The following is a 23,301-nucleotide window of genomic DNA, read 5'->3' on the forward strand; positions in this document are numbered from 1 at the left end:
GGCGCGCGCAGAGTCAGCGTCGACGACAAGGCGATGATCAACTCGCGGGCCGACGTGAACCAGTTGCTGCCCATGAAGTACGGCTGGGCATGGCAGAAGTACCTGGTCGGCTGCGACAACCACTGGATGCCCACCGAGGTGTCCATGCAGGCCGACATCGCGCTGTGGAAATCGCCCGACGGCCTCACCGAGGACGAGCGGCTGCTGCTCAAGCGCAACCTCGGCTTCTTCGCCACCGCCGAGTCGTTGGTGGCCAACAACCTGGTGCTGGCGGTCTACCGGCAGCTGACCAACCCCGAGTGCAGGCAGTACCTGCTGCGGCAGGCGTTCGAGGAGGCGGTGCACACCCACACCTTCCAGTACATCTGCGAGAGCCTCGGCCTCGACGAGGGCGAGTTGTTCAACGCCTACCGCGAGGTGCCCTCGATCGCGGACAAGGACGCGTGGGCACTGCGCTACACGCGCAACCTGGAGAACCCGGACTTCGCCACCGGAACGTTCGAGGCCGACCAGGACTTCCTGCGCGACCTCGTCGCCTTCTACGTCGTGTTCGAGGGCATGTGGTTCTACACCGGCTTCGCCCAGGTGCTGTCGCTCGGCAGGCGCAACAAGATGGTCGGGATCGCCGAGCAGTACCAGTACATCCTGCGCGACGAGTCGATCCATCTGAACTTCGGCATCGACTGCATCAACCAGATCAGGCTGGAGAACCCGCACCTGTGGACACCGCGGTTCGCCGAGGAGGTCCGCGGCATGCTCGTCGAGGCCTGCGAGCTCGAGGTGGCCTACGCCCGCGACACGATGCCACGCGGCGTTCTGGGGCTTACGGCTGCGCTGTGTGAGCAGTACATGCACTTCATCACCGATCGAAGGGCGGCCCAGCTGGGGCTCGAGCCGGTGTTCGGGGAGCGGGAGAACCCGTTCCCGTGGCTGTCGGAGGCGATCGACCTGCGCAAGGAGAAGAACTTCTTCGAGACCCGCGTCACCGACTACCGAAGTGGTGGCGCGCTGGAATGGGACTGAGTGGAAATCATGCGCGAGCAATCGGCGTAACCCTCTTGTCGTTGCGCCAATAAAGCGGCACCGTGGAAGGACCAGCTCGGTGAGGAGATGGTCTGCATGGTGACAGCGGTCGACAGGATGGCGGGAACACTGCGGCAGCGCATGCCCCCGCTGACCGCGATGCCGCTGCCCCGGGCGGTCGACGAGCGCATACTGTCCCGGCGCTGGCCGGTACGGGAGCTCGCGAAACCACCCGAGGGCAGCGGCCTTTCCCCCGTTCTCGGCGACGCGGGCCCACCGTTGATCGGGCACACGCTCGACGCGATGCGGTTCGGCGTCGAGTACGGCCTGCGCCGGTTCGAACTCTACGGACCGGTGTGGTGGGCAAGCGCGTTCGGCAAGCGCATCGTCACCGCGACCGGGGCGGAGGCGACCCAGACGGTGCTGGTCAACAAGGACAAGGCGTTCTCGCAAGAGGGCTGGAAGTTCTTCATCGAGCGGTTCTTCCCGCGCGGTCTGATGCTGCTGGACTTCGAGGAGCACCACACCCACCGCCGCATCATGCAGCAGGCCTTCACCCGCGAGCGGCTCAACGGCTACGTCGACACCCTCGCCCCGGAGGTGCGGCAGGGTGTCGCCGCGTGGGGCGAGGCCACCCGGCCGCGGCTGTACTGGTCACTCAAGCGACTCACGCTCGACGTCGCCACTCGCGTGTTCATGGGCATGGAAAGTGGCGACGACGCCGAGGCCGTCAACCGCGCGTTCGTGGACACGGTACGGGCAGGCACGGCCGTCATCCGCCGCCCGGTTCCCGGAGGCAGGTGGAAGGCCGGGCTGGACGGCAGGAAGCTGCTGGAACGGTACTTCGCGGCCAGACTGCCCGCCAAGCGGGCGTCCGACGACGCCGACCTGTTCTCCGCGCTGTGCCACGCCACCACCGAGGACGGCGAGCGGTTCAGCGACGTCGACGTCGTCAATCACATGATCTTTCTGATGATGGCGGCACACGACACCTCCACCATCACCAGCACCGCCGCGGCGTACTACCTCGCCAAACATCCACAGTGGCAGGAACGCGCCCGCGAGGAGTCGCTGCGGCTGGGTGACGATCTGCCCGACACCTCGGCGCTGGACGAACTGCACACCCTCGACCTGGTTGTCAAAGAGTCGCTGCGGCTCGTCGCCCCGGTGCCGAGCCTGCCGCGGTTGGCGGTCAAGGACACCGACATCCTCGGCCAGTACGTGCCCGCGGGCACTCTGGTCAGCGCCGCACCTTCGTTGAACCACTTCGACCCCAGGCACTGGAGCAACCCGCACTCGTTCGACCCCGAGCGGTTCGCCGAGGGCCGCAGGGAGGACAAGTCGCATCGGTTCGCGTGGATGCCGTTCGGCGGTGGCGCGCACAAGTGCATCGGCCTGCACTTCGGGATGTTCGAGGTGAAGGCCCTGCTGCACGAGATGCTGCGCCGCTACCGCTGGAGCGTGCCCTCGGATTACCGGGTTCGCTGGGACTACGTGTCGCTACCCGTTCCGGTCGACGGCCTTCCGGTAACTCTACGGCCACTTTGAACACGCAGCGTACATGTCGGCTCCAGCCGACCGGATGACGGAACCACCCTTCCAGCCGGTAGACATCCCGCGTGACGCATGATGCGGTGGCAGGGCTTCGGCGACGCGGGTCGCTTCCGGCCACCGCCACCCCGGCCCGCGTGCGGCTCGTAACCTGCATTCAACGCGAAATGGCGATGCGAGAAGACGCGGCTGAGAGGTGAAGTGTGGCCGAACCTGGTTACGCGCCAGGCTTGGTGGAGATCGCGCGGGGCTGGGCTCGCAGGCTGGCGAACACCAAGGGAGTGAACCTGACCGACAGTGAACTCGAAGCGCTGCTGCTCGAGTTCGCCGCGGATGCGCGGGCACCGGTCGAAGCCGCCCGCGAGGCCGCGACCCGCCGGTTCACCGGTCTGTACTCCGAATCGCCGATCGGAGTCGTGCTCGCCGACCCCGAGGCAAAGATCCTCGACGTCAATCCCGCGTTCACCCAACTGCTCGGCTACGGCACCGACGACCTCGCGGGCGAACCACTCGCCGGACTCGCGGCGACCGACGACGACGCCGACACCATTCGTTCCGGGATTGATTCGCTGCGTGCCACCGGACGGTCCCGCCGCCGCGAGCGCGCCGACCTCGAACACGCCCAGGACGGCCCGATCCGCACCCAGGTGACCATCGCCGCGCTGTCGGGCGACACCCCCGGCACGCTGTACCCGGTGCTCATGGTGGAGGACGTCGGTGAACTGACCCTACTGCGCGAGGCACTGCGCAAGCAGAACGTGCAGGACGCGCTCACCGGCCTGCCCAACGCGGGCAGTTTCGTCAACAAGCTGGAGACCACGCTGGCCGCCGGTGGCGACGACCGGCTCGCACTGGTCTATCTCGACATCGACGGCTTCCGAATCGTCAACGACGGCCTCGGTCCCGGAGCGGGCGACGCGGTGTTGCGTCACGTCGCCACGAAGCTGGCGACCGTGTTCGACCGGCACGACGCGTTCGTCGCGAGGCTGTCCGGCGACGGCTTCGCGGTGCTGCTGCACGGCAGGCTCGAGACCACTGACGTGGTGGACCTGGTGGAGGAGGCGATGACCGAGCTGGCCGAGCCGGTGTACGTGGAAGGCCGCGGCATCGGGGTGAGCCTCAGCGCGGGCATCGTGGTGGCCGACGCCCCGACCGCCGACCACGAGGACCTGCACCGCGCCGCCGAGATCACGCTGCACCGGGCGAAGGAGAACGGCCGCGCGCAGTGGATGCTGTACGAACCCGAACTCGACAGGGCCGACCGGCGCCGCTACAGCATCGGCGCCGCCATCGGCGGGGCGATCGAGAACGGTGAGTTCGAGCTGGAGTACGAACCGACGGTGAAGCTCGACGGCAGTGACGAGATCGCCGTGGTCAACGCGGTGCCGCGGTGGAACCACCCCGAGCACGGCGCGCTGGGACCACGCGACTTCTACCCGCTGGCCGACCTCACCGGCATGGCACCCGCGCTGGGCCGCCTGCTGCTGACCCAGGCGATGTCGGAGGCCGCGGCGTGGTACCGGGAGTTCGCCGAGGCACCCGACCTGTGCGTACGGCTGCCCACCCGGCTCGCCATCGACCCCAACCTGGTCGGCATCGTGCGCGGCGAGCTGGCCCGCACCCAACTGCCTCCGGGAAAGCTGCGGGTGTGCACCGACGCCATGGCCCTGCTCGACCCCAGGGGCGAGGTACTGGAGACACTGTCCGTGCTCTCCGAACTGCAGGTCAAGATCACCCTGGCCGTATCGGGGGCGGCCGACCTCGAACTGGTGCACACCCACCGGCTCCCGGTCGGCTTCGTGATCCTGTCCGGACCACTGGTGGAGGCACTGGCCGCCGACGGCGCCGAGTCCGACGGCGCTCGAAGACACCTGGGCACGCTGGTGGAGCGGGCACGGGAACTGGGTGTCAGGCGGGTCGGTGCGGAAGGGGTGCGCAACACCGAACACGCGGCCAGGCTGCGGGAGATCGGCGTCGTCGCGGGCCGAGGCAAGCTGTTCGGCGACGCGATGTCCGGTGACGAGATCAGCTCGCTCATCGCGAGACGGCGCTGACCGGCGGGCCGCGGCACGTACCATCACCGTATGAAACAGGGAGATCTGGTCGGCGACTTCACGCTGCCCGACGCCGACGGCAGCAGGCGTTCGCTTTCGGAGTTCCTGCGGACCGGCCCCGTGGTGCTGTTCTTCTACCCGGCCGCGCTCACCCCCGGCTGCACCCAGGAGGGCTGCCAGTTCCGCGATCTGGCCGCCGAGTTCGCCGAACTCGGAGCGCACCGTGTGGGCATCAGCCCCGACCCCGTCGACAGGCAGCGCCGCTTCGCCGACACCAACGCGTTCGACTTCCCGCTGCTGTCCGATGAGGACGGCAGTGTCGCCAGGATGTTCGGGGTGCGCCGGAAGCTGGGCCCGTTGCTCACCAAGCGGCACACGTTCGTCATCGGCACCGACAGCACCGTGCTCGCCGTGATCAAGAGCGAGTTCCGGATGGCCGTGCACGCGCAGCAAGCTCTGGAGATACTGCGCAGCCACACCCGCACCTGAGCCCTCGGCAGGCAGCAGCCCGCGTCAGGAGGAGAACCGCACCGTCGAACCGGGTTCCAGCCGGGCGACCTCGCCGTGACACGCCACCTCCACCGGGCGTTGCATGCCCTCCTCGGCGGCGACGTCCACCTGGCTGCCGCTGATCCGCAGCCGCAACGGGTGCTCCCGGTAGTGGATGGCCAACTCCGGCACCCCAAGCGACTTCGGCCACAGCGGGTTGAGCTGTAGCCGGTCCTGCCTGGTTTCCAGCCCGGAGAAGCAGCGTTGCAGCAGGTCGAAGCTGCCTGCCATCGCGGCGAGATGGATCCCCTCCGGGGTGGTGCCGCCCTGGATGTCGGTGATGTCCGAGCGCAGTGCCCTGTCGAAGAACTCCAGTGCCCGGTCCCGGTTCGCCCTGGCGAGCACCCACGCGTGCACCACGGCACTGAGAGTGGAGCCGTGCGAGGTGCGCGCCAGGTAGTAGTCGATGGTGCGCGGAATCGTGTCGTGTTCGAGCCGGTAGCCCAGCCGGTGGAACAACTCCCCCAACTCGTCGGCGGAGAACAGGTAGAACAGCATGAGCACGTCGGCCTGCTTGCCCGCCTGGTACCGGTTGACGTCGTCACCCTCCGCCTCGAGGATGCGGTCGAGCCGCTGGATGTTTCCGTAACGCCGCCGGTAGTCTTCCCAGTCCAGTTCGCGCAGCAGCCCGTAGCCCTCGAACTGGCTGATCACACCGTCGCCGTGGAACGGCACCAGCATCTTGTGGGTGATGTCCTGCCACCGCTGCAGGTCCTCGGCGCGCAGGCCGAGCGTCTGCTCCAGTTCCGTGCGGGTGCGGCGTGGGATCACCTCCAGCGCCTCGGCCGCCCGCAGCAGCGTCCACACGACGAGCACGTTGGTGTAGGCGTTGTTGTCGATGCCCTTGCCGGGCCGGTCCGGATAGCCGGAGTGGAACTCGTCGGGTCCCATCACGCCGCGGATCACGTACCGGTCCCGTGCCCGGTCGTAGGTCGTCAGGCTCGCGAAGAACCGCGCGATCTCCACCAGCATCTCGGTGCCGTAGTTGGCGAGAAACTCCCGGTCGCCGCTGGCCTGGTAGTACTGCCACGTGTTGTACGCGATCGCCAGTCCGATGTGGAACTGCAGCGGTGTGGGGTCGGCAAGCCAGCGGCCCGAAAGCGGGTTGAGATGCAGCTGCTGGCTCTCCTCCCTGCCGTCGCTGCCGGACTGCCAGGGATACCTCGCACCGCGGTGCCCCAGGTCGGCGGCCGCCTGCCGCGCCTCGGGCAGCCGCCGGTAGCGGTAGCGCAGCAGCGCGCGGGTCAGTGCCGGTATCCGCAGGTTGAGGATCGGGAACACGAACAACTCGTCCCACAGCACGTGTCCCCGGTATGCCTCACCGTGCAGTCCTCTCGCGGGCACCCCCGCGTCCAGTTCCGTGGTGTTGGGCGACACCGTCTGCAGCAGGTGCAGCAGGTGCAGGCGCACGATGCACAGCTCCTCGCCGCGCTGCCCCAGTTCGACGTGGAACCGATCCCACAGGTGCGCCCAGGCCAGGATGTGACCGCGCAGCATCTCGTCGAAGTCGCCCAGCCGATCCAGCCACCGCGCGGCCTCGGCACCGGGCTCGGAGATGGCCCGGTCCCGCCCGGTGAACACCGTGACCAACTTCTCCAGTGTCACGGCCTCGCCCGCGCGCACCTCGACACCGATGTCGTGGCCCACCCAGTCAGCTTGCTGTACCAGCCGGTAGGAGGGACCCGAGGTGGACGGTTCCTGATCGCCGCGGCGCAGCACGCTCCTGGCAGCCACCGCCACCGCGACCCTCGACTGGTTCGTCCGCATCTCCAGCAACACCGAGTCGCCGGACAACTCCGTGGCACGCAACGGCTCCAGGTGCCGCCCAGGAAGGTCCCGGTACCGTTGGACCAGCCGGTTCTCAACGCGCCCGTCGATGCCGCTACGCAGCTCCAGCGTGCCGGACCAGTCCAGCGGAACCACCGTGACCTCCAGCGCGCAGCCGTGCTTGAACCGCATGCTGACGAACCGGCGCTGGGTCACCGCGGTGGTGCGGCCGCCGCCGTCTCGAAACCGCAACCTGCGCACCAGCACCGCCTGGCGAAGGTCCAGGTACTGCTCGTAGTCCAGTACCGTCACCGAGTCGAGGTCGAACCAGGACCCTCCGTCGACACGGAAGGTCAGCGTCAGCCAGTTCGGCAGGTTCACCAGGCACTCGTTGTCCACGGTGTGTCCGGCGATGTCGGTGGAGAGCCGGTTGTAGACACCGGCGGCGTACGTCCCCGGGTAGTGCACACCGTCCGCTTCGGACTCCGGCGCGGCGCCGCGGGTGGCGAGATAGCCGTTGCCCACCGTGCACAGCGACTCGCGCAGCCCCTCCTGTGCCGGATCGTAGCCTCGGTAGCACAGCGTCCACTCGTTGTTCGTCATCGGCCGGTCCCGCGGCTTTCGGCGAGCTCGGCCACCCTGGTGAGCACCGCCTGGAGCTCACCGGAGTCGGTCACGGCGACGTGTGCGCTCGACGGCCGGTCGCCCTGCTGCCCTCCCCTGACGGCGATACCCAGCCCCCGGTCCCGCACCGCGGCGAAGGCGTCCTCGTCGGTGAGGTCGTCGCCCGCGTACACCGGCAGCACCCGGCCCGCGTCGTCGCTGAGCCGGTCCAGCAACCACCACAGCGCTGTGCCCTTGTCCCAGTCGATGTCGGGCCGAAGCTCGGCCACCTTGCGCCCGCCGGTGATCCTGACCCCGGGCCGGTCCCCGGCCTCGCGCACCGCGGCGAGCACCTCGGCGACGCTGTCCGGTTCGACGTTGCGGTAGTGCACCGCCACGGCGAAACGCTTGTCCTCCACCAACGCACCGGGCACGGTCGCGAGCCGGTCGCGCAGCGCACCTGCGGACTCGGCGAGGACGGGAAGCGCGTCCCGTGCCGCCTCGTACTCGAAGTGCTCGCCGTTCGGCCCGTCGATCTCGAAACCGTGGCAGCCCGCGTACCAGATTCCCGGCAGGTCCACGCGATCGCGTACGTCCGCGAGGGCACGCCCGCTTACCACGGCCACCGGACAGCACCGGGCGAGCCGCCGCAGCACCGGCGCCAGCCCCTCGGCGAGCACGGCATCGGCCGGAACCGGCACGATCTCGGACAGGGTCCCGTCGAAGTCGCAGAACACTGCCGGGTCCCTGCCACGCAGCACGCCCGCGGCAGCGTCCCAGGACCGCAGTGCGTGCGGAATCCGCGCCAGCGTCTCGGCGCGCGGACGCAGGCGCACCTCGGCCAGATCCGGCACCACCGCGTCGGCGCCGAGGCGCCGCAGCGCCTCGGCGTGTCCGGTGCCCTCGGTGCGGTCCACGCCGACCACGAGCGCGAAACCGCCGCGACGGCCCGCGGCGACCCCCGCCTCGGCGTCCTCCACAACCACGGTGTGCGCCGGGTGCGCGCCCACTCGCCTGGCCGCCTCCAGCAGCACGGCCGGATCGGGTTTGCCCGGCAACCCCAACTCGGCGGCCACCACCCCGTCGACCCGGACGTCGAACAACTCGCCCAGCCCCGCGGCCCGCAGTACCGGGCCGCAGTTACGGCTGGCCGAGAACACGGCCGTGCCGATTCCCGAATCCTGCAGGCGTCGCACCAGGGCGACGCTTGAGTCGAACACGCGCACCCCGTCGGTGCGCAGCCGCTGGTGGAAGTAGCGGTTCTTGCGGTTGCCCAGGCCGCACACCGTCTCGGCGTCATCGGGGTCAGCTGGATCTCCCCACGGCAGCGGGTGGCCGCGGGAACGCAGGAAGGCGTCGACGCCGTCGTAGCGGGGTCTGCCGTCCACGAACCGGCGATAGTCGTCCTCGGTGAACGGGGAGCTCTCGGCCGCGCTGCCGGGCGGCAACCGCGCCAGGTAGTCGTCGAACAGCTTCTTCCATGCGGCGAAGTGCACCGATGCGGTGTCGGTGATCACCCCGTCCAGATCGAACAACACCGCGTGATGCAGTCCGGCGTCGACGGTCACCGACATCGGCTCTCCTGTCGTGGCTTCCCTGTCCTGGGCGGTCCCTCGGCGGATATCTCAGCGCACCGTGGCGGATTCGCCGACCATGGCGAGCGCTTGGCGGACCAGTTGCTGGGCGTAGCCCCATTCGTTGTCGTACCAGGCCATCACCTTCACCAGGTCACCGTCGGTGACCGTGGTCAGCGTGAGGTCGACGATCGTCGCGCGCGGGTCGGCGATCACATCGGCCGACACGATCGGCTCCTCGCTCACACCGAGCACGCCGCTGTAGCGCTCACTCGCTGCTTCGGCGCGGAACAGCTCGTTGAGCTGCCCGGCGTCGGTGGGCCGCTCGGTGAGGCAGACGATGTCGGCGATCGAACCGACAGCCACCGGCACCCGCAGCGCCACCCCGTCGAACCGGTCGGTCAGCGCGGGCAGCACCCGCGCGGCCGCCTCGGCCGCTCCCGTGGTGCTCGGCACGATACTCGCCGCGGCCGCCCGACCTCGCCGCCAGCGCTTGCCTGCCGGCCCGTCGACGAGGTGCTGGCTGGAGGTGTAGGCGTGCGCCGTCGACATGGTGGCCTTGCGGACACCGAGGTTGCGGCCCAGCACCTCCAGCACCGGCGCCACACAGTTGGTGGTGCAGCTCGCGCAGGAAACCAGCCGCTCGCCAGCTACCTGCTCGGAGTTGACTCCCGGCACCACCGTGGTCAACTCGTCCTTGGCGGGCGCGGACAGGATCGCCCTGCGCGCTCCGGCGTCGAGATGCTTGACGACGTCGACGGTCCTGCGGAACGCGCCCGTGCACTCGAAGACCAGATCGATGTCGAGGTCCTGCCACGGCAGCCGAGCCGGGTCGGGCTCGTTGACCACGGTGATTCGCTTACCCTGCGTGAGAATGGCCGAGTCGGACACCTCGATGCCGGACTCCGCGCGGCCGTAGACGGTGTCGTAGCGCAGCAGGTAGGCCAGATTGTCGGCGGAGGCGATGTCGTTGACCGCCACGGGCTCCAGTGCGGGCTCGGCGAGCACGGACCGTAGCGTGGCACGGCCGATGCGGCCGAGGCCGTTGATCGCGACCCTCGCGGGCATGGCCACCTCCCGATCACCGCTTCCGTTCGCCCCCGCGCGCTCACGGCGGCCGGGCGAACCCGCCCGATCGCGATGCTCACTCATGCGGTGAGGCCGGCCAAAGGGACGTTCGGCCCGAGACGGCAGAGCCTTCCGGCCGGGCCGCCTCAGTTCACGACGACCTCAGTTGACGACGGCCTCAGTTCACGACGACGCTGTCGGGGATCGGCGAGTCGGTGCGCAGCGCGTCGAGCAGGATCTGCGTCTTCTCCTCGTCCCACTGTTCCGCCGACGCCGAGGTGGTGGGCATCGTCGTCGTCACCACCCCACCGTCGGAGATGCCGCGCATGGCCCAGGCGAGGCCGACCAGGTGGTGTAGGTGATCCTCGGTGTCCATGGTCAGCGCGTCGGGAGCGTCGGCCAGCAGTGGGAACACCTGGAACGGGTTGAGCAACGTCGCGGGGCTGGCCATCTCGTTGGCGAGCGCGCCGATGAACTTGCGCTGGTTGGCGACCCGGTCGAGATCCGATCGCGGGGTCGCCGAGCTGTACCGCATCCGGACGAAGCCCAGCGCCTGCGCACCGTCGAGAGTCTGCCTGCCCGCCGGGATCACCACTCCGGTCTTGGTGTCGCGCATCTCCTCCGGTATGTCCATCTCCACGCCGCCGACCGCGTCGACGATGTTGGCGAACCCGCCGAACCCGATCTCGGCATAGTGGTCGATCCGCAGCCCGGTGGCTTGCTCGATGGTCTGCGCCAGCAGCGGCGCGCCACCGAAGGAGAACGCCGCGTTGATCTTGTTGACACCGTGGCCAGGTATCTCGACCTGCGAGTCGCGGGGCAGGCTGAGCAAAGTAGCAGGCGTGTCGTTGTCGGGGATGTGCGCGATCATGATCGTGTCGGTGCGCTGCCCTCCGGTGTCGCCGGTGGAAAGCTGCGCCTGCTGTTCGGCGTCGAGCCCCGCCCGCGAGTCCGAACCGACGATCAGCCAGTTGGTGCCTTCCGCCGCGGCGGGCTTGCCCTCGTAGTCGGGCAGCGCGTCGATCCGGTTGATCGAGAACTCGAGGTAGAGCCACACCGCCGCCAGCAGCATCACGACCACCAGCAGCAAGGCCGTCGCGACGCGGCCGAAGGACCACCGCTTGCGCCGAGGTGGCCGCGGTGGGGGTGCTGCGCCAGGACGAGCGCCGGGCGGGTCGTACGGCGGCCCCGCGGGCGCCACCCTCGTGGCCTGCTGTGGTCTGCGCTGCGCCTGGCGGGCTCTGTCACTTCCTGGAATGGGCATCATCTGCGCGCCCTGATGTTGCCGAGGGCCGCGTGGCGGCCGACGGCCGGAAGGGGGCGGCTGCTGGCCGCCGTAGTGCCCGCCGTAGGTCATCGCATCTCCCGATCGCCTCTACCTTGCTGGCCTGTCGTGGGCTGCTCTGGGATCTTCCTGGGCTTTCGTGGCTTTCGTGAGTTTCGTCGGCTTCCGTCGAGTGTCACGCGCTGCCGCGCGTGGCTAACCTAACCGCAAGCCTTGCAAGGTAGACGTGTGGTCCCCCGATCAGGTTGCGCTTGGCTCCAGACGGCCGTCACGCTCCGTGTGGAACGCGCTGCCTAGCGTTCCGAGTTCTCAGAGCGGAACGCGGAACCGCCCGGCACCGCTGCCTGTCCACGCCCGCGTGAGCAGGTCACCCGCCGGGCCCAGTCCCGCCGTATGAATGGTGAATTCCGCCACGAGCCTGCTCCACGGTCCTGGCCTGCGCAGCATGGCGTGACCTTCGGATGCGATCTCGAACCGGGCAACGCGCGCCGCCACGGCCGCCGCACGCACGGCGTAGTCGTGGGAGTCCTCGGCAGGCGTGATCGTGTCGTGGGTTCCGTGGGCGATCAACACGCTGCGCCCGGTGACGGGCTCCACCGGTTCCGCTCGCGGGGTCCACGGCGCAAGCGCGCAACTGCCCGCCACCGCGGGATCGTCGGCGATCCGCAGCGCGACCCGGCCTCCCATGGAATGACCGACCAGCACCACCGGCAGGCCCGGCCGCCGGGCCCTGACGCGGTCCAGCGCCCAACGCGCGTCCAGCACCGGGTGCAGCATCGGCTCGTTCCAGCCGCGCACCCGGTTGCGCAGCAGGCACACCTCCAGCCCACTGCGCCCGCCCGCCGCCAGCAGCCCCCGCGCCAGCGCGACCATGCGAAGGTAGGCAAGCCCCCACGGCCGCACGGTGGTCAGGCCGTGCTGCGCCCCGCCGTGCAGCACCAGCGCGACAGCGCGAACCGGCACACCCGGTGTCAGCACCCGCAGCGCGGGCGACTGCCCGCCACGATCGACCATCCTCACGCCGCCGCGGGTTCGTCCTGGGCGAACTGCGTCCGGTACAGCTCCGCATACCGCCCGTCCGCGGCCAGCAACTGATCGTGCGTACCGCTCTCGACGATGCTGCCCGCCTCCACAACCAGGATCTGGTCGGCGGCACGCACCGTCGACAACCGGTGCGCGATCACCAGCGCCGTGCGCCCGTGCAACGCGTCGGTGAGCGCCGCCCCGACCGCGGCCTCGGACTCGGAGTCCAGGTGCGACGTCGCCTCGTCCAGCACCACCACCCGGGGCTGCGCCAGCAGCAGTCGCGCGATCGTCAACCGCTGACGTTCCCCGCCGGAGAACCGGTAGCCGCGCTCACCGACGATGGTGTCGAGCCCGTCCGGCAGCGAGCGCACCAGCGCCGCCAGGCGCGAACGCCGCAGCGCGTTCCAGATCTCGGCGTCCGTGGCCTCCGGTGCCGCGTAGGTGAGGTTGGCGCGGATCGTGTCGTGGAACAGGTGCCCGTCCTGCGTGACCACGCCCACCGTGCGGCGCAGCGTCTCGAAACTCAGTTCCGAAACGTCCACACCAGACAGTCGGACGGCTCCGGAGTCGGGGTCGTAGAGTCGGGGCAGCAGCGACGCGATGGTGGACTTGCCCGCGCCCGAGGAGCCGACCAGCGCCACCATCTGCCCGGGCTCGGCCACGAAGCTCACACCGTGCAGCACCTCCTCGCCACCACGGCTGTCCACAGTGGCCACTTCCTCCAGCGAGGCGAGCGAGTACTTCTCCGCGGAGGGGTAGCTGAACCGCACATCGGCGAACTCCACCGAGACCCCACCCTCTGGCAGCGGCACCGGGTCGGGCCGCTCCTTGATCATCGGGTCCAGGTCGAGCACCTCGAAGATCCGCTCGAACGACACGAACGCAGTCATCACGTCGACGCGGACGTTGGCGAGCGCCGTCAGTGGCGTGTACAGCCGGGTGAGCAGCAACGCCAGCGCGACGACCGTGCCCGCGTCCAGACTGCCACGCAACGCGAGCCAGCCGCCGAGGCCGTACACGAGCGCCTGAGCCAGTGCCGAGACCAGCGTCAGGCTGGTCATGAACCAGCGGGTGAGCATCGCGGTGCGCACACCGATGTCGCGAACCCTGCCCGCCCTGCCGGAGAACTCCTCCGCCTCCACCTTCGGCCTGCCGAACAGCTTCACCAGCGTGGCCCCCGGCGCGGAGAACCGCTCGGTCATCTGCGTGGTCATCGAGGCGTTCAACGTGGCCGACTCCCGCTGCAACTGCGCCATCCGCCTGCCGATGCGGCGCGCGGGCAGCACGAACACCGGCAACAGCACCAGCGCCAGCAACGTGACCTGCCACGAAAGCGTGACCATGACCGCGAGCGAGAGCACGAGCTGGATCACGTTGGTGACCAGCCCCGACAGTGTCGCGGTGAAGGTGCGCTGCGCTCCGATGACGTCGTTGTTCAGCCTGCTGACCAGTGCTCCGGTGCGCGTCCTCGTGAAGAACGCGATCGGCATCCGTTGCACGTGCTCGAAGACCGCCCTGCGCAGATCGAAGATGAGACCCTCACCGATGCGCGCCGACTGCCAGCGCTCGGCCAGCCCGATCCCGGCGTCGGCGATCGCGATCGCGGCGATGACGAGAGCCAGCACGATCACCGTCGAGGCGGCGGAGCCCTTCACGATCGCGTCGACGACCCTGCCCGCGAGCAACGGTGTGCTCACCGCCAGTACCGCGGCGACGACCGTCAGGCCGAGAAACACCAGCAGCCGCCGCCAGTGTGGGCGGGCGAACCGCGCCACCCTGCGTACGGTCCCGCGCCGAAGCCCTTTCGGCGTGTCCGCCGATCTCATCGCACCGCTGAGCAACGACCATGTGTTGTCCACCCCGCCACCCCTTCCAGACCTGCACCATAGTAGAGCTAATTCCTGAGCGGATGTGCAGCACAACAGCCAACCCGATCAAGAACTTCCCGATCCTTCGAAAACGAATTGTGCCCGCCCGCACCGACAGTCCCCGCCGAGTCGGTAGCCTCATGCGCCATGGGGACACAGGCGATCATCGACCGAGCACGCCGGGTTTCGGCGGCAAGCCCGCTACGGTTGGACGCCGTCCTCTACCTCGCCTGCACCGGTTACGCGCTGGCGCTTGCGCTGACCGACCGGCATTTCGGCTTCCGCGTGTGGGCTGCATTCGCCGTGGCCGCATACGGCCTCGCGCTGGGGCACACCTGCTGGCTGGCCTTCTCCCGGCGGGCGCGGCCCGGCTGGTGGCGGTCGCGCTGGGTGGGCATCGCGCTCGTCGGCGTCGTCGGGATGCTCGCACCACTGGCCACACTCGTGGTGCGCCGGTTGTCCGGCGGCGACTGGAGCGCCTCACCGGGAGCGTGGAGTGCGCAGCCCGAGGTGTGGGTGATCGAGCGCTCCGCGCGCCTGTTGCTGGAATCGGGCACACCCTACGTCGATCTCACGACGCTGGGTCACCCGCCCGACGTGTACGACTACACTCCGTACGGCCCGGTGATGGCATTGTTCGGCCTGCCGAGGGCGTTGCTGGGTGGTACGCCCATCGGCGACGCGCTCACCGACGTCCGGCTGGTGTTCGCGCTGGTGGCGCTGCTGTGCGTGGTGGCGACACTGCGGCTGCTCGGCAACCCGGCGGTGCCGGTGCGCGCGGCACAGCTCACCGTGGCGTTCCCGCTCACGGCGTTGACGTTCGCCACCGCGGGTCCGGATCTGGCTATCGTCGCGCTGCTCGTGCTCGCCTGCGCGCTGGCCGCGACGGATCGGCCCGGGCAGTCGGCGATACTGCTCGGGCTGGTGGCCGCTGCCAAGCTGATCGTGCTGCCCGCGGCGGTGGTGCTCGCCTTCCTCGTGGCGAACAGGCTGGGTGGCCGTGCACTGGCGCGATTCGCCCTGCTGTTCACCGCCGTGTTCGCGGTGGTGCAACTGCCTGCGCTGCTCGTGGCCGCGCACACCTTCTTCGAACACGTCATCAGGTTTCCCGCAGGCCTGGCGGCGGTGAGTTCTCCTGCCGCGAGCCCGCTGCCGGGGCACCTCATCGCGAGCACCGGCACTGCCGGAAAGGTGGCCGCCTACGTCCTGCTCGCTGCCGCGGCACTGGCGATCCTGCTGTGGCTGGTGCGCAAGCCACCGCACAGCGGCGCGGACGCGCTGCTGCGTATCGCGGTCGGCCTCGGCACCTTCACGATGCTCACACCAGCCACGAGATTCGGCTATCTGGTGTACTGCACGGTCACGCTCGGCGCGCTACTGGTGTTTCGACACCGGGCAACGCCGTACCCGGCTACGCCTTCGACCGTGGAGCCCGACCCGGACGCCACGAGCGGGCGTGTCGGGCTTACTTCTTCTTGACGCGCGTCGCTCCGCCGCGTCCCCGAAGTTGCACGCCGGACTCCGACAGCACCCGGTGCACGAAGCCGTAGGAGCGACCCGTCGACTCCGCCAGTGCCCGGATGCTCGCCCCCTTCTCGTATTTCTTCTTCAGGTCAGCGGCCAGCTTGTCTCGCGTGTTTCCGGTGATGCGCGCACCCTTCTTCAGGTCTGCCACGTCAATCCACCTTCCGCCCGTCTGGTGTTTCGGGCCACATTCGACCCCTGCTGCCGCAATGATCGAACACACCGCCGCCGAATGCCAGACGAGGGCTCGAAAACCTGCCGAAACGGCGGCAATATTGCGCCGATTCAGTGCCAACCGGCTTGCGTACGAACGCAACGTCCGTTACTTCGCCACCCTGCGCACTCAGGCCAGCTGTACGAGTTCGCGATAATCGTCCGACCAGTGATCCTCGGTACCGTCAGGCAAAAGGATCACCCGTTCGGGTTCGAGTGCGTCGACAGCACCGGGATCGTGTGTCACGAGTACCACGGCACCGCCGTAGCTGCGTAAGGCGTCCAGCACCTGCGCCCTGCTCGCAGGGTCGAGGTTGTTGGTCGGTTCGTCCAGCAGCAACACGTTCGCCGCGCTGGACACCAGCCCCGCGAGCGCGAGCCGGGTCTTCTCCCCACCCGACAACGTGCCCGCGGGTTGGTCGAGTTGCTCGCCGGAAAACAGGAAAGACCCCAGCAGGTTACGCAGTTCCTGCGCGCCCGCATCAGGTGCGAGATGGCGAGTGTTCTCCCACACGCTCGCTTCGTGATCGAGTGTCTCGTGCTCCTGCGCGTAATAGCCCAGCCGCAGGCCGTGACCGGGCACCACCTTTCCGGTGTCCGGTTTCTCCAGTCCCGCGAGCAACCGCAGCAATGTCGTCTTTCCTGCACCGTTGAGCCCGAGCACGACGACCTTGGAGCCGCGGTCGATCGCCAGATCCACACCCGTGAAGATCTCCAGCGAGCCGTAGGACTTCGAAAGCCCTTCCGCCGTCAGCGGCGTTCTGCCGCAGGAGGCGGGTGAGGGGAAGGTGATCCGCGCGACCCTGTCCGCCTGCCGCTCCTCGTCCAGGTTCGCCAGCATCTGCTCCGCCCTGCGCGCCATGTTCTTCGCGGCGACCGCCTTCGTCGCCTTGGCGCCCAGTTTGGCGGCCTGCTGTCGCAGCGCCGCCGCCTTCTTCTCGGCGTTCGCGCGTTCCCTTCGCCTGCGCTTCTCGTCGGTGGCGCGAGCGTCGAGGTAGCGCTTCCAGTTCATGTTGTAGCTGTCGAGTTCGGCCCTCGTCGCGTCCAGGAACCAGACCTTGTTGACGACCTCGTCCAGCAGGTCCACATCGTGACTGATCACCACGAGACCGCCCTCGTGTGCCTTGAGAAAGCCGCGCAACCAGTTGACCGAGTCGGCGTCGAGGTGGTTGGTCGGCTCGTCGAGCAGCAGCGTCGTGCCGGACCTGCCGCCCGCACCCGACTCCGACGCGGCGAAGAGGATGCGCGCCAGCTCGATGCGGCGACGCTGCCCTCCCGACAGGGTGTGCAGCGGTTGCGGCAACACCCGTTCCTCCAGGCCCAGGTTCGCGCAGATCCGCGCGGCCTCGCTCTCGGCGGCGTAGCCGCCGAGCGAGGAGAACCGCTCCTCCAGCGTGCCGTAGCGGCGAACAGCACGGTCGCGTGCCGCGTCGTCGACGAGTTCGGCCATGGCGTTCTGCGCCTTCTCCATGTCGCGCAGCAACACGTCGAGACCGCGGGCCGAAAGCACCCGGTCCCTGGCCGCCACCGACAGGTCACCCTCTCTCGGGTCCTGTGGCAGGTAACCGATCTCACCGGTGTGCCGCATCTCACCGGCGTAGGGTTCGCCCTCCCCCGCGAGCACCCGCAGTGTCGTGGTCTTGCCCGCGCCGTTGCGGCCGACGAGGCCGATGCGGTCGCCCGGCTGCACTCGCAGCGTGGTTTGACCCAACAGGACGCGCGAACCAGCGCGCAGTTCGAGGCCACTGGCCGTGATCAAGGAGAACTCCGTGGTGTTGTGACGAACCTGGACACGTGAAAGCGCCCGCGCGGGGCGGGCTAGCTACTCCAGGCGAACGACCACGCGTTCCAGTGTAGGGGGCACCGTCCAGTGATTATCGATCACCGTGGGCCTGCTCACCTCAGCAGCACCTCCACCGCGTGTGCCCTGCGCGCGGCCTCGTCGAGCACGCTGCGCCGCGGTTGGGCGACATCGAGCACTCGCGGCTCGGCCAACGCGAACACCTCCGCCAGCCGCGGGTCACTGCGCAGTTCGTCCAACGCCCTGCGGTCACCGCCGAGCACCACTGCGTCCAACTCCCCGACCCTGGCCGCCAGCACCCGTACCGCGTCGTCGGCGGCGGAGCGCAACGCCTGCCGCGCCTGCCCGCTCCTGCGCCTGGCGAACCGCTGCTGCGACCAACCGCCCGCGGCGCTTCGGCCGTGCACGAGGTGGCGGTCGGTACGTGAGCGCACCACCCGCCCTGCCTGCGCCACGCCGACACTGTGCCCGCCGAGCCGCACCAGCAGCAGCCCGACCCGCCTCGGCCTGCGAACGTGCTCCACCAGCGCTTCGACGGCGAGGCCGTCGACCACCGTGTCGCGCTCGACGCCTCGCAGCGGGCCGAACGGCACCGCCACCGTGGCGGTCGTGCCGTCGCCCGCCGTCACCGTCACCTCCTGCCGGGCCAGCCGGGTCCGCAGCACGCCGCCGTTGCGTTCGGCGAAGCGCTCGAACCAGCCCGCGAGCCGGTCGGCGTCGACCTCGACGATGCGGCCCCCGCCGGGTGCCTGCCTGATACGTGCCACGCTCGCGACCCGCTACAGCACCGAGGGTTCCGACCACGGCTGTTCGGAGCGGCCGGAGATCGCGTCGAGCATGCTCGCCGCCTGCCGGTCGGTCAGCGACGCCACGAAGTCGACGACGGCTCTGCCGCGGGCGAGCCCCCGCACCGCGTCGGTACCGCGCACCGGCTCGCCGGTCGCTCCGATCAGCAGTTCCGGAGCAACGCGGGCGAGGCCGCTGTACTCGGCGTGCGCGAGTTCCACCAGGTCGTGCAGCCTGCGGGGCAGCCTGCGTGCCTCGTCACGGTCGGCCAGCCACGCGTCGAGTGCGTCCACCAGCTGCATCAGCAACGTGGCCTGCCCGCGCTGGTGCAACGCGAGGTCCGGCCGTTGCAGCACGAACCGCCGGTGCACGAATTTCAGTACCTGCACCTCGTGCCACTGCGCGGGCCGCAACGTCACGTGCCCGGTGCGCGTCGGCGGAGCCGGGGTCACCACCACACCGTTCACCAGCCGCGCCGTCCAGCGCGCGGAGAACCGCGCCGTCGCCTGCTCCGCCTCGATCGAGCCGTCGAACGGGATCGCGAGCAGCTCGTCGACGAGCTCGCCGCGCACCTTGGCGACCGCGGCGGCGAACGCCTCGTCGTTGGTCACCCAACCGTCCTTGGCGTGCATCCGGCGCCGCAGGTACTCCAGCGACCTGCCCGGCTTTCGGTGCTGGTCGAGCAGTTCGGCGTCGGGCAGGTCGGCCAGCTCGCCCGTCGTGGCCAGCCACTGGCCGAGTTCGGTGGACACCGAGGCGTGCTGCAGCACCCCGATGCGATGAAAGTCTTGCAGGTCGTGGATCGCGTAGGCGATGTCGTCGGCCAGGTCCATCACGGAGGCCTCCACCGTCTGCTGCCAGACCTCCACCCGGTCGGCGAACGGCGCCCTGCTCTGTCGCAGGTCGTCCAACTCGGTGGAGTACGCGCAGAACTTGGCCGACCCGGTGCCGGGCGACTCCTCCGGTTCTGCGGCACCACGGGGCGGCACGTCCATGGCAGCCGGGTGCGGTGCGGGGAAGTGCAGCCTGGCCCACGGGTACTTCAGCAACGCGGCTCTGGTGGCCGCCGTCAGGTTCAGCCCCTCCGGTGTGGGGCCGCCAACCTCGGTGGTCGTGACGATCCGAAACGTCTGGGCATTGCCCTCGAACCCGTCCGCGAGGCCGTACCTGTGCCGCGCGACGCGGTCGAGCACCTGCTCTCCGAGGTGGCCGAACGGCGGATGGCCGAGGTCGTGGCCCAGCGCGGCGGCCTCGGCGACGTCGGGATCGCAGCCACCCAGCTTGGCGGCCACCTGCCCGAAGTCGTCGGAAGCGGTGATGCGCTCCGCGATGGCCCTCGCCACCTGCGCCACCTTGAGGCTGTGGGTCAGCCGGTTGTGCAGCAGCGCGGAACCGCCAGCGCTGACCACCTGCGTCACCCCTGCCAGCCGCGCGAAGAACGGCGAAGCGACGATGCGGTCCCGATCCAGGCGGAACGGGCTGCCCGCCAGATCGGCGAACCCGCCCGACTCGGCTGCCTCGTCCCGCCTGCCCGCACGCGGATCCGGCTGCGTACCCATGAGGCACACCGTATGTGATGAGATCGACGTGTGGTGGACGTCCTGGTCATCGGCGGTGGCCCGGCAGGAAGGGCGCTGGCAGCCGCCTGCGTCCGGGCCAGGCTGAGCACCGCGCTGCTCGACCCGGAGCCCGACAAGCCGTGGCCGAACACCTATGCGGTGTGGCGCGACGAGGTGCCGGACCTGCCCGCCGAGGCGATCGCGGCACGACCGCGCGGCACGCTCGCCGCGGGCCGCTCGCGTCGCTGGCTCGATCGCGAGTACCTGATCGTGGACAACGCCGGGCTGCGCCGCTGGCTCAGCGACGACCGCGTGCAGGAAGTGGCGGGCAGCAGCACCCGCGTCGTCAACCGGCCACACGACTGCGTCGTCCACCTCCGCGACGGCGGCACGCTCACCGCGGGCATCGCCGTCGACGCCCGCGGCGCGCGGGCGGAAGGCGGCGGCACGGAACAGACCGCGTTCGGGGTGGTGCTGCCGGCCTCGCAGGCGGTGCGGATCGTGCCCGCCGACACCGCGGTGTTCATGGACTGGCGGGGGGCGGCCGCGGTCGACCCCAGCTTCCTCTACGCGGTACCGCTCGGCAACGGCCGCGTGCTGGTGGAGGAGACGTCGCTGGCGGCGCGGCCGGGGGTCGCGCTCTCGGTGCTCTCGGCGAGGCTCGGGCACCGGTTGAGTGCCGCCGGGATCGACGCGCACGGCCTGCCGAGCGAGCGGGTCCGCATACCGCTGGACCTCCCGCTGCCCCGGCGCGGCCGGATCGTGCCGTTCGGGGCGGCCGCCGCGCTCGTGCATCCGGCGACCGGCTACAGCATCGCCGCTTCCCTGGCGCTGGCCCCGAGGGTGGCCGACGCCGTCGGCGAGTACCTGCGCACCGGTCCGCAGGCGGCCGCAAGGGCGGCTCACGCGGCGCTGTGGCCCGCCAGGGCGGTCGCCGTGCACGCCATGCGCCGCTACGCGCTGCACTCGCTACGACGGCTGCCACCGCGCCGGGTGCCGGACTTCTTCGATCAGTTCTTCGCCCTGCCGCCACACAGTCAGCGCGCCTTCACCTCCGCACGCGAGGACCCTGCCGCGGTGGCGGCGGCGATGGCTCGGCTGTTCGCCGCCGCGCCGTGGCGGCTACGCGCCGCCCTCGTGCGGTGACACGAACCCCGACTCGAAAGCCGCGACGACCGCCTGCGTGCGATCCCTGGCGCCCAGTTTGGCCAGCACGTTGCCGACGTGGGTCTTGACCGTCTGCACTCCCAGGAACAGCCGCTGCGCGATCTCGGAGTTGGAAAGCCCGGCCGCCATCAACCGCAGCACCTCGGCCTCGCGCTCGGTGAGGCCACTGCCGCCGAGCGCGTCGCCCGCACGGGAGTGCCGGGCCGCCAACCGCCGGATCGCGGCGGGAAACAGCAGCGACTCGCCCGAGTGCACGGTGCGCACCGCGGCGACGATCTCTTCCGGGGTCGCGCGCTTGAGCAGGAACCCGCTCGCGCCGACGCGCAACGCGTCGTAGACGTAGTCGTCGCTGTCGAAGGTGGTCACCACGATCACCTTGGGGGGATCGTCCGATGTGGACATCAGGTGCTCGGTGGCCCTGATCCCGTCCACCGAAGGCATCCGCACGTCCATGAGCACGATGTCGGGCCGCAGCCTTGCCACCGAGTCCGGCACCAGCGCTCCGTCGGCCACCTCGCCAGCCACGGTGAGGCCGGGCTCGGAATCCAGTATCGCGCGCAGTCCGGCGCGCACCAGCGGCTCGTCGTCGACGAGCAGCACCCGGATCTCGGGTTCGCTCACGCCCGCACACCCCGCCCGCCGCAGGGCAGCCGCACCACGACCTCCCAGTGGTCGCCGTCCCGGCCTGCCCGCGAGTGTCCGCCCAACTGCTCGACCCGTTCCGCGATGCCACGCAGCCCGCTGCCACCGCCGGTACGCGAGGCGGATTCGGCACCCACCGGGTTGCGCACGACCAGTTCCAACCGCGACCGCCCCACCCGCACGCGCACACTCACCGCAACCTTACCGGCGTGGCGAAGCACGTTGGTGAGGCATTCCTGCAGGATGCGGTAGGACTCCCTGGACACAACGGGTGGCACGGCGGCAGGGTCGCCGTCCACCTCGCAGTCCACGGCCACACCGGCGAGCCTGGTGGCCGAAACCAGCGCGGGCAACTCCGCAAGGCCGGCAGCCGGGCGGCTCTCCGGCTCGTCCTCACGGAGCAGGCCGAGCACGGAGTCGAGGTCGGCAAGGGCTGCCCGCGCGCGATCCTCGACGGCGAGCAGCGCCTGCCGCGCACCGGCCGGGTCCGTTGACAGCATGCGCCGCGCCGCGCCCGCCTGCAGGGAAACGACGCTGAGGGCGTGGCCCACCGAGTCGTGCAGTTCCCGCGCCAGCCGGTTGCGCTGCGCGAGCCGGTCGGCCCTGCGTTCCAGCTGGGCAATCCGCTCGGCGACCGGGAGACTGAGCAGGCTCTTGGCGGCGCGGGTCAGTAGCGCCCCCGCACCGTTGACGATTCCGAACAGCGACAGCGTCGCCAGCAGCGCCACAGCGGGCAGCCACGCGCCCGACCATCCTCGCGGCACCGAGATCCCGCGCTCGCCACCGAAGGGGAACGTCCCCGTGAAGGGCGCGGTCAGCGAAAGCGCCAGCACCGAGGGCAGCAACAGGCTCGCCAGGCTCACCACCGCGCCGACCAGCACATGGCCGACGAACAGCACGCTCGACCGCGCGCGGACCGCCCAGCTGGTCGTCGTGCCGAACGTGGCTTCGGGAACCGGGTCGGCGAGCAACTCCCGCACGGCGGTGCCCTCCAGCACCCGCACCGCGGGCAGGAACGAGGTCGCCACCAGCACGACCAGCGCGGCGGTTCCGCCGATGGCGAGCGCGCCGGGAAGGGTCGCTGCCAGTGGCACGACCGAAGGCAGCAACACCGCGCCGAACAGCGCGTACGGCACCAGCAGCGCACCACCGAGGATCAGATAGGTCCAGCGGCGATAGGTCGTCCGGCTCACCACCGACCCCAGCAACCGCCGCCACATCGTCCGATCCTCGCAGATCGA

General features: G+C 69.9%; 18 protein-coding genes. 6 read left to right on the forward strand and 12 right to left on the reverse strand.

The window, feature by feature from the left end:
• Nucleotides 1–33: 33 nt before the first annotated feature.
• The 4 genes from SACMADRAFT_RS15895 (at nt 34) to SACMADRAFT_RS15910 (ending at nt 5,117) form a co-directional block, all read left to right on the forward strand.
• Nucleotides 34–1,023 (forward strand): ribonucleotide-diphosphate reductase subunit beta, encoded by a 990-nt coding sequence (locus SACMADRAFT_RS15895; RefSeq protein ID WP_232285616.1) that lies wholly within the window; start codon nt 34–36, stop codon nt 1,021–1,023.
• A gap of 96 nt (nt 1,024–1,119) precedes the next feature.
• Nucleotides 1,120–2,571, forward strand: coding sequence for a cytochrome P450 (locus SACMADRAFT_RS15900; RefSeq protein ID WP_009154855.1), 1,452 nt, complete (start codon nt 1,120–1,122; stop codon nt 2,569–2,571).
• A gap of 206 nt (nt 2,572–2,777) precedes the next feature.
• A complete protein-coding gene (locus SACMADRAFT_RS15905) occupies nt 2,778–4,628 on the forward strand; it encodes a diguanylate cyclase domain-containing protein (protein ID WP_009154856.1) in 1,851 nt (616 codons plus the stop codon).
• 30 nt (nt 4,629–4,658) lie between these two features.
• Nucleotides 4,659–5,117 carry a peroxiredoxin gene (locus SACMADRAFT_RS15910; RefSeq protein WP_009154857.1) on the forward strand — a complete coding sequence of 153 codons (459 nt, stop codon included), beginning with the start codon at nt 4,659–4,661 and terminating at the stop codon, nt 5,115–5,117.
• Nucleotides 5,118–5,141: 24 nt separating this feature from the next.
• Here the strand turns inward: SACMADRAFT_RS15910 and SACMADRAFT_RS30420 are convergent, their stop codons facing one another.
• From SACMADRAFT_RS30420 to SACMADRAFT_RS15940, 6 genes are all read right to left on the reverse strand, one after another.
• Complete coding sequence (locus tag SACMADRAFT_RS30420; protein ID WP_009154858.1) at nt 5,142–7,547, reverse strand: glycoside hydrolase family 65 protein; 2,406 nt, start codon at nt 7,545–7,547, stop codon at nt 5,142–5,144.
• The gene (gene otsB, locus SACMADRAFT_RS31300) at nt 7,544–9,121 is read right to left on the reverse strand and encodes a trehalose-phosphatase (protein WP_009154859.1); all 1,578 of its coding nucleotides are present in this window, start codon (nt 9,119–9,121) and stop codon (nt 7,544–7,546) included. The genes SACMADRAFT_RS30420 and otsB overlap by 4 nt, the downstream gene beginning before the upstream one ends.
• 51 nt (nt 9,122–9,172) lie before the next feature.
• Entirely contained in the window at nt 9,173–10,273 is a 1,101-nt protein-coding gene (gene gap / locus SACMADRAFT_RS15925) for a type I glyceraldehyde-3-phosphate dehydrogenase (RefSeq protein ID WP_198285865.1), read from the reverse strand.
• Nucleotides 10,274–10,367: 94 nt separating this feature from the next.
• Complete coding sequence (locus tag SACMADRAFT_RS15930) at nt 10,368–11,546, reverse strand: LCP family protein (RefSeq protein ID WP_009154861.1); 1,179 nt, start codon at nt 11,544–11,546, stop codon at nt 10,368–10,370.
• Nucleotides 11,547–11,783: 237 nt separating this feature from the next.
• The gene (locus tag SACMADRAFT_RS15935) at nt 11,784–12,488 is read right to left on the reverse strand and encodes an alpha/beta hydrolase (protein WP_009154862.1); all 705 of its coding nucleotides are present in this window, start codon (nt 12,486–12,488) and stop codon (nt 11,784–11,786) included.
• A gap of 2 nt (nt 12,489–12,490) precedes the next feature.
• Nucleotides 12,491–14,359 carry an ABC transporter ATP-binding protein gene (locus SACMADRAFT_RS15940; RefSeq protein WP_009154863.1) on the reverse strand — a complete coding sequence of 623 codons (1,869 nt, stop codon included), beginning with the start codon at nt 14,357–14,359 and terminating at the stop codon, nt 12,491–12,493.
• Nucleotides 14,360–14,515: 156 nt separating this feature from the next.
• Here SACMADRAFT_RS15940 and SACMADRAFT_RS15945 point away from each other — a divergent pair, with 156 nt between their 5' ends.
• A complete protein-coding gene (locus tag SACMADRAFT_RS15945) occupies nt 14,516–15,847 on the forward strand; it encodes a glycosyltransferase 87 family protein (protein WP_009154864.1) in 1,332 nt (443 codons plus the stop codon).
• Here the strand turns inward: SACMADRAFT_RS15945 and SACMADRAFT_RS15950 are convergent.
• The 4 genes from SACMADRAFT_RS15950 to SACMADRAFT_RS15965 form a co-directional block, all read right to left on the reverse strand.
• Nucleotides 15,834–16,043 (reverse strand): helix-turn-helix domain-containing protein, encoded by a 210-nt coding sequence (locus tag SACMADRAFT_RS15950; RefSeq protein WP_005437638.1) that lies wholly within the window; start codon nt 16,041–16,043, stop codon nt 15,834–15,836. The genes SACMADRAFT_RS15945 and SACMADRAFT_RS15950 overlap by 14 nt on opposite strands.
• 192 nt (nt 16,044–16,235) lie before the next feature.
• The gene (locus SACMADRAFT_RS15955; protein WP_009154865.1) at nt 16,236–17,864 is read right to left on the reverse strand and encodes an ABC-F family ATP-binding cassette domain-containing protein; all 1,629 of its coding nucleotides are present in this window, start codon (nt 17,862–17,864) and stop codon (nt 16,236–16,238) included.
• A gap of 137 nt (nt 17,865–18,001) precedes the next feature.
• Complete coding sequence (locus SACMADRAFT_RS15960; protein WP_009154866.1) at nt 18,002–18,673, reverse strand: acVLRF1 family peptidyl-tRNA hydrolase; 672 nt, start codon at nt 18,671–18,673, stop codon at nt 18,002–18,004.
• A gap of 12 nt (nt 18,674–18,685) precedes the next feature.
• Complete coding sequence (locus SACMADRAFT_RS15965; protein WP_009154867.1) at nt 18,686–20,251, reverse strand: deoxyguanosinetriphosphate triphosphohydrolase family protein; 1,566 nt, start codon at nt 20,249–20,251, stop codon at nt 18,686–18,688.
• 33 nt (nt 20,252–20,284) lie between these two features.
• Here SACMADRAFT_RS15965 and SACMADRAFT_RS15970 point away from each other — a divergent pair, with 33 nt between their 5' ends.
• Nucleotides 20,285–21,397, forward strand: a complete 1,113-nt coding sequence (locus tag SACMADRAFT_RS15970; RefSeq protein WP_332307133.1) for a lycopene cyclase family protein — start codon at nt 20,285–20,287, stop codon at nt 21,395–21,397.
• Here the strand turns inward: SACMADRAFT_RS15970 and SACMADRAFT_RS15975 are convergent.
• Nucleotides 21,374–22,039 (reverse strand): response regulator, encoded by a 666-nt coding sequence (locus SACMADRAFT_RS15975; RefSeq protein ID WP_009154869.1) that lies wholly within the window; start codon nt 22,037–22,039, stop codon nt 21,374–21,376. The genes SACMADRAFT_RS15970 and SACMADRAFT_RS15975 overlap by 24 nt on opposite strands.
• Nucleotides 22,036–23,280, reverse strand: coding sequence for a sensor histidine kinase (locus SACMADRAFT_RS15980; protein ID WP_009154870.1), 1,245 nt, complete (start codon nt 23,278–23,280; stop codon nt 22,036–22,038). The genes SACMADRAFT_RS15975 and SACMADRAFT_RS15980 overlap by 4 nt, the downstream gene beginning before the upstream one ends.
• Nucleotides 23,281–23,301 lie beyond the last annotated feature (21 nt).

Source organism: Saccharomonospora marina XMU15, from assembly GCF_000244955.1.
GTDB lineage: Bacteria > Actinomycetota > Actinomycetes > Mycobacteriales > Pseudonocardiaceae > Saccharomonospora_A > Saccharomonospora_A marina.

What these genes read in the sequence shown, in the direction of transcription:
- SACMADRAFT_RS15895 (WP_232285616.1), top strand. Translation starts at nt 34, where the DNA reads ATGATCAACTCGCGGGCCGACGTGAACCAGTTGCTGCCCATGAAGTAC.
- SACMADRAFT_RS15900 (WP_009154855.1), top strand. Translation starts at nt 1,120, where the DNA reads ATGGTGACAGCGGTCGACAGGATGGCGGGAACACTGCGGCAGCGCATG.
- SACMADRAFT_RS15910 (WP_009154857.1), top strand. Translation starts at nt 4,659, where the DNA reads ATGAAACAGGGAGATCTGGTCGGCGACTTCACGCTGCCCGACGCCGAC.
- SACMADRAFT_RS30420 (WP_009154858.1), bottom strand. Translation starts at nt 7,547, where the DNA reads ATGACGAACAACGAGTGGACGCTGTGCTACCGAGGCTACGATCCGGCA.
- otsB (WP_009154859.1), bottom strand. Translation starts at nt 9,121, where the DNA reads ATGTCGGTGACCGTCGACGCCGGACTGCATCACGCGGTGTTGTTCGAT.
- gap (WP_198285865.1), bottom strand. Translation starts at nt 10,273, where the DNA reads ATGAGTGAGCATCGCGATCGGGCGGGTTCGCCCGGCCGCCGTGAGCGC.
- SACMADRAFT_RS15930 (WP_009154861.1), bottom strand. Translation starts at nt 11,546, where the DNA reads ATGACCTACGGCGGGCACTACGGCGGCCAGCAGCCGCCCCCTTCCGGC.
- SACMADRAFT_RS15935 (WP_009154862.1), bottom strand. Translation starts at nt 12,488, where the DNA reads ATGGTCGATCGTGGCGGGCAGTCGCCCGCGCTGCGGGTGCTGACACCG.
- SACMADRAFT_RS15945 (WP_009154864.1), top strand. Translation starts at nt 14,516, where the DNA reads ATGGGGACACAGGCGATCATCGACCGAGCACGCCGGGTTTCGGCGGCA.
- SACMADRAFT_RS15965 (WP_009154867.1), bottom strand. Translation starts at nt 20,251, where the DNA reads ATGGGTACGCAGCCGGATCCGCGTGCGGGCAGGCGGGACGAGGCAGCC.
- SACMADRAFT_RS15980 (WP_009154870.1), bottom strand. Translation starts at nt 23,280, where the DNA reads ATGTGGCGGCGGTTGCTGGGGTCGGTGGTGAGCCGGACGACCTATCGC.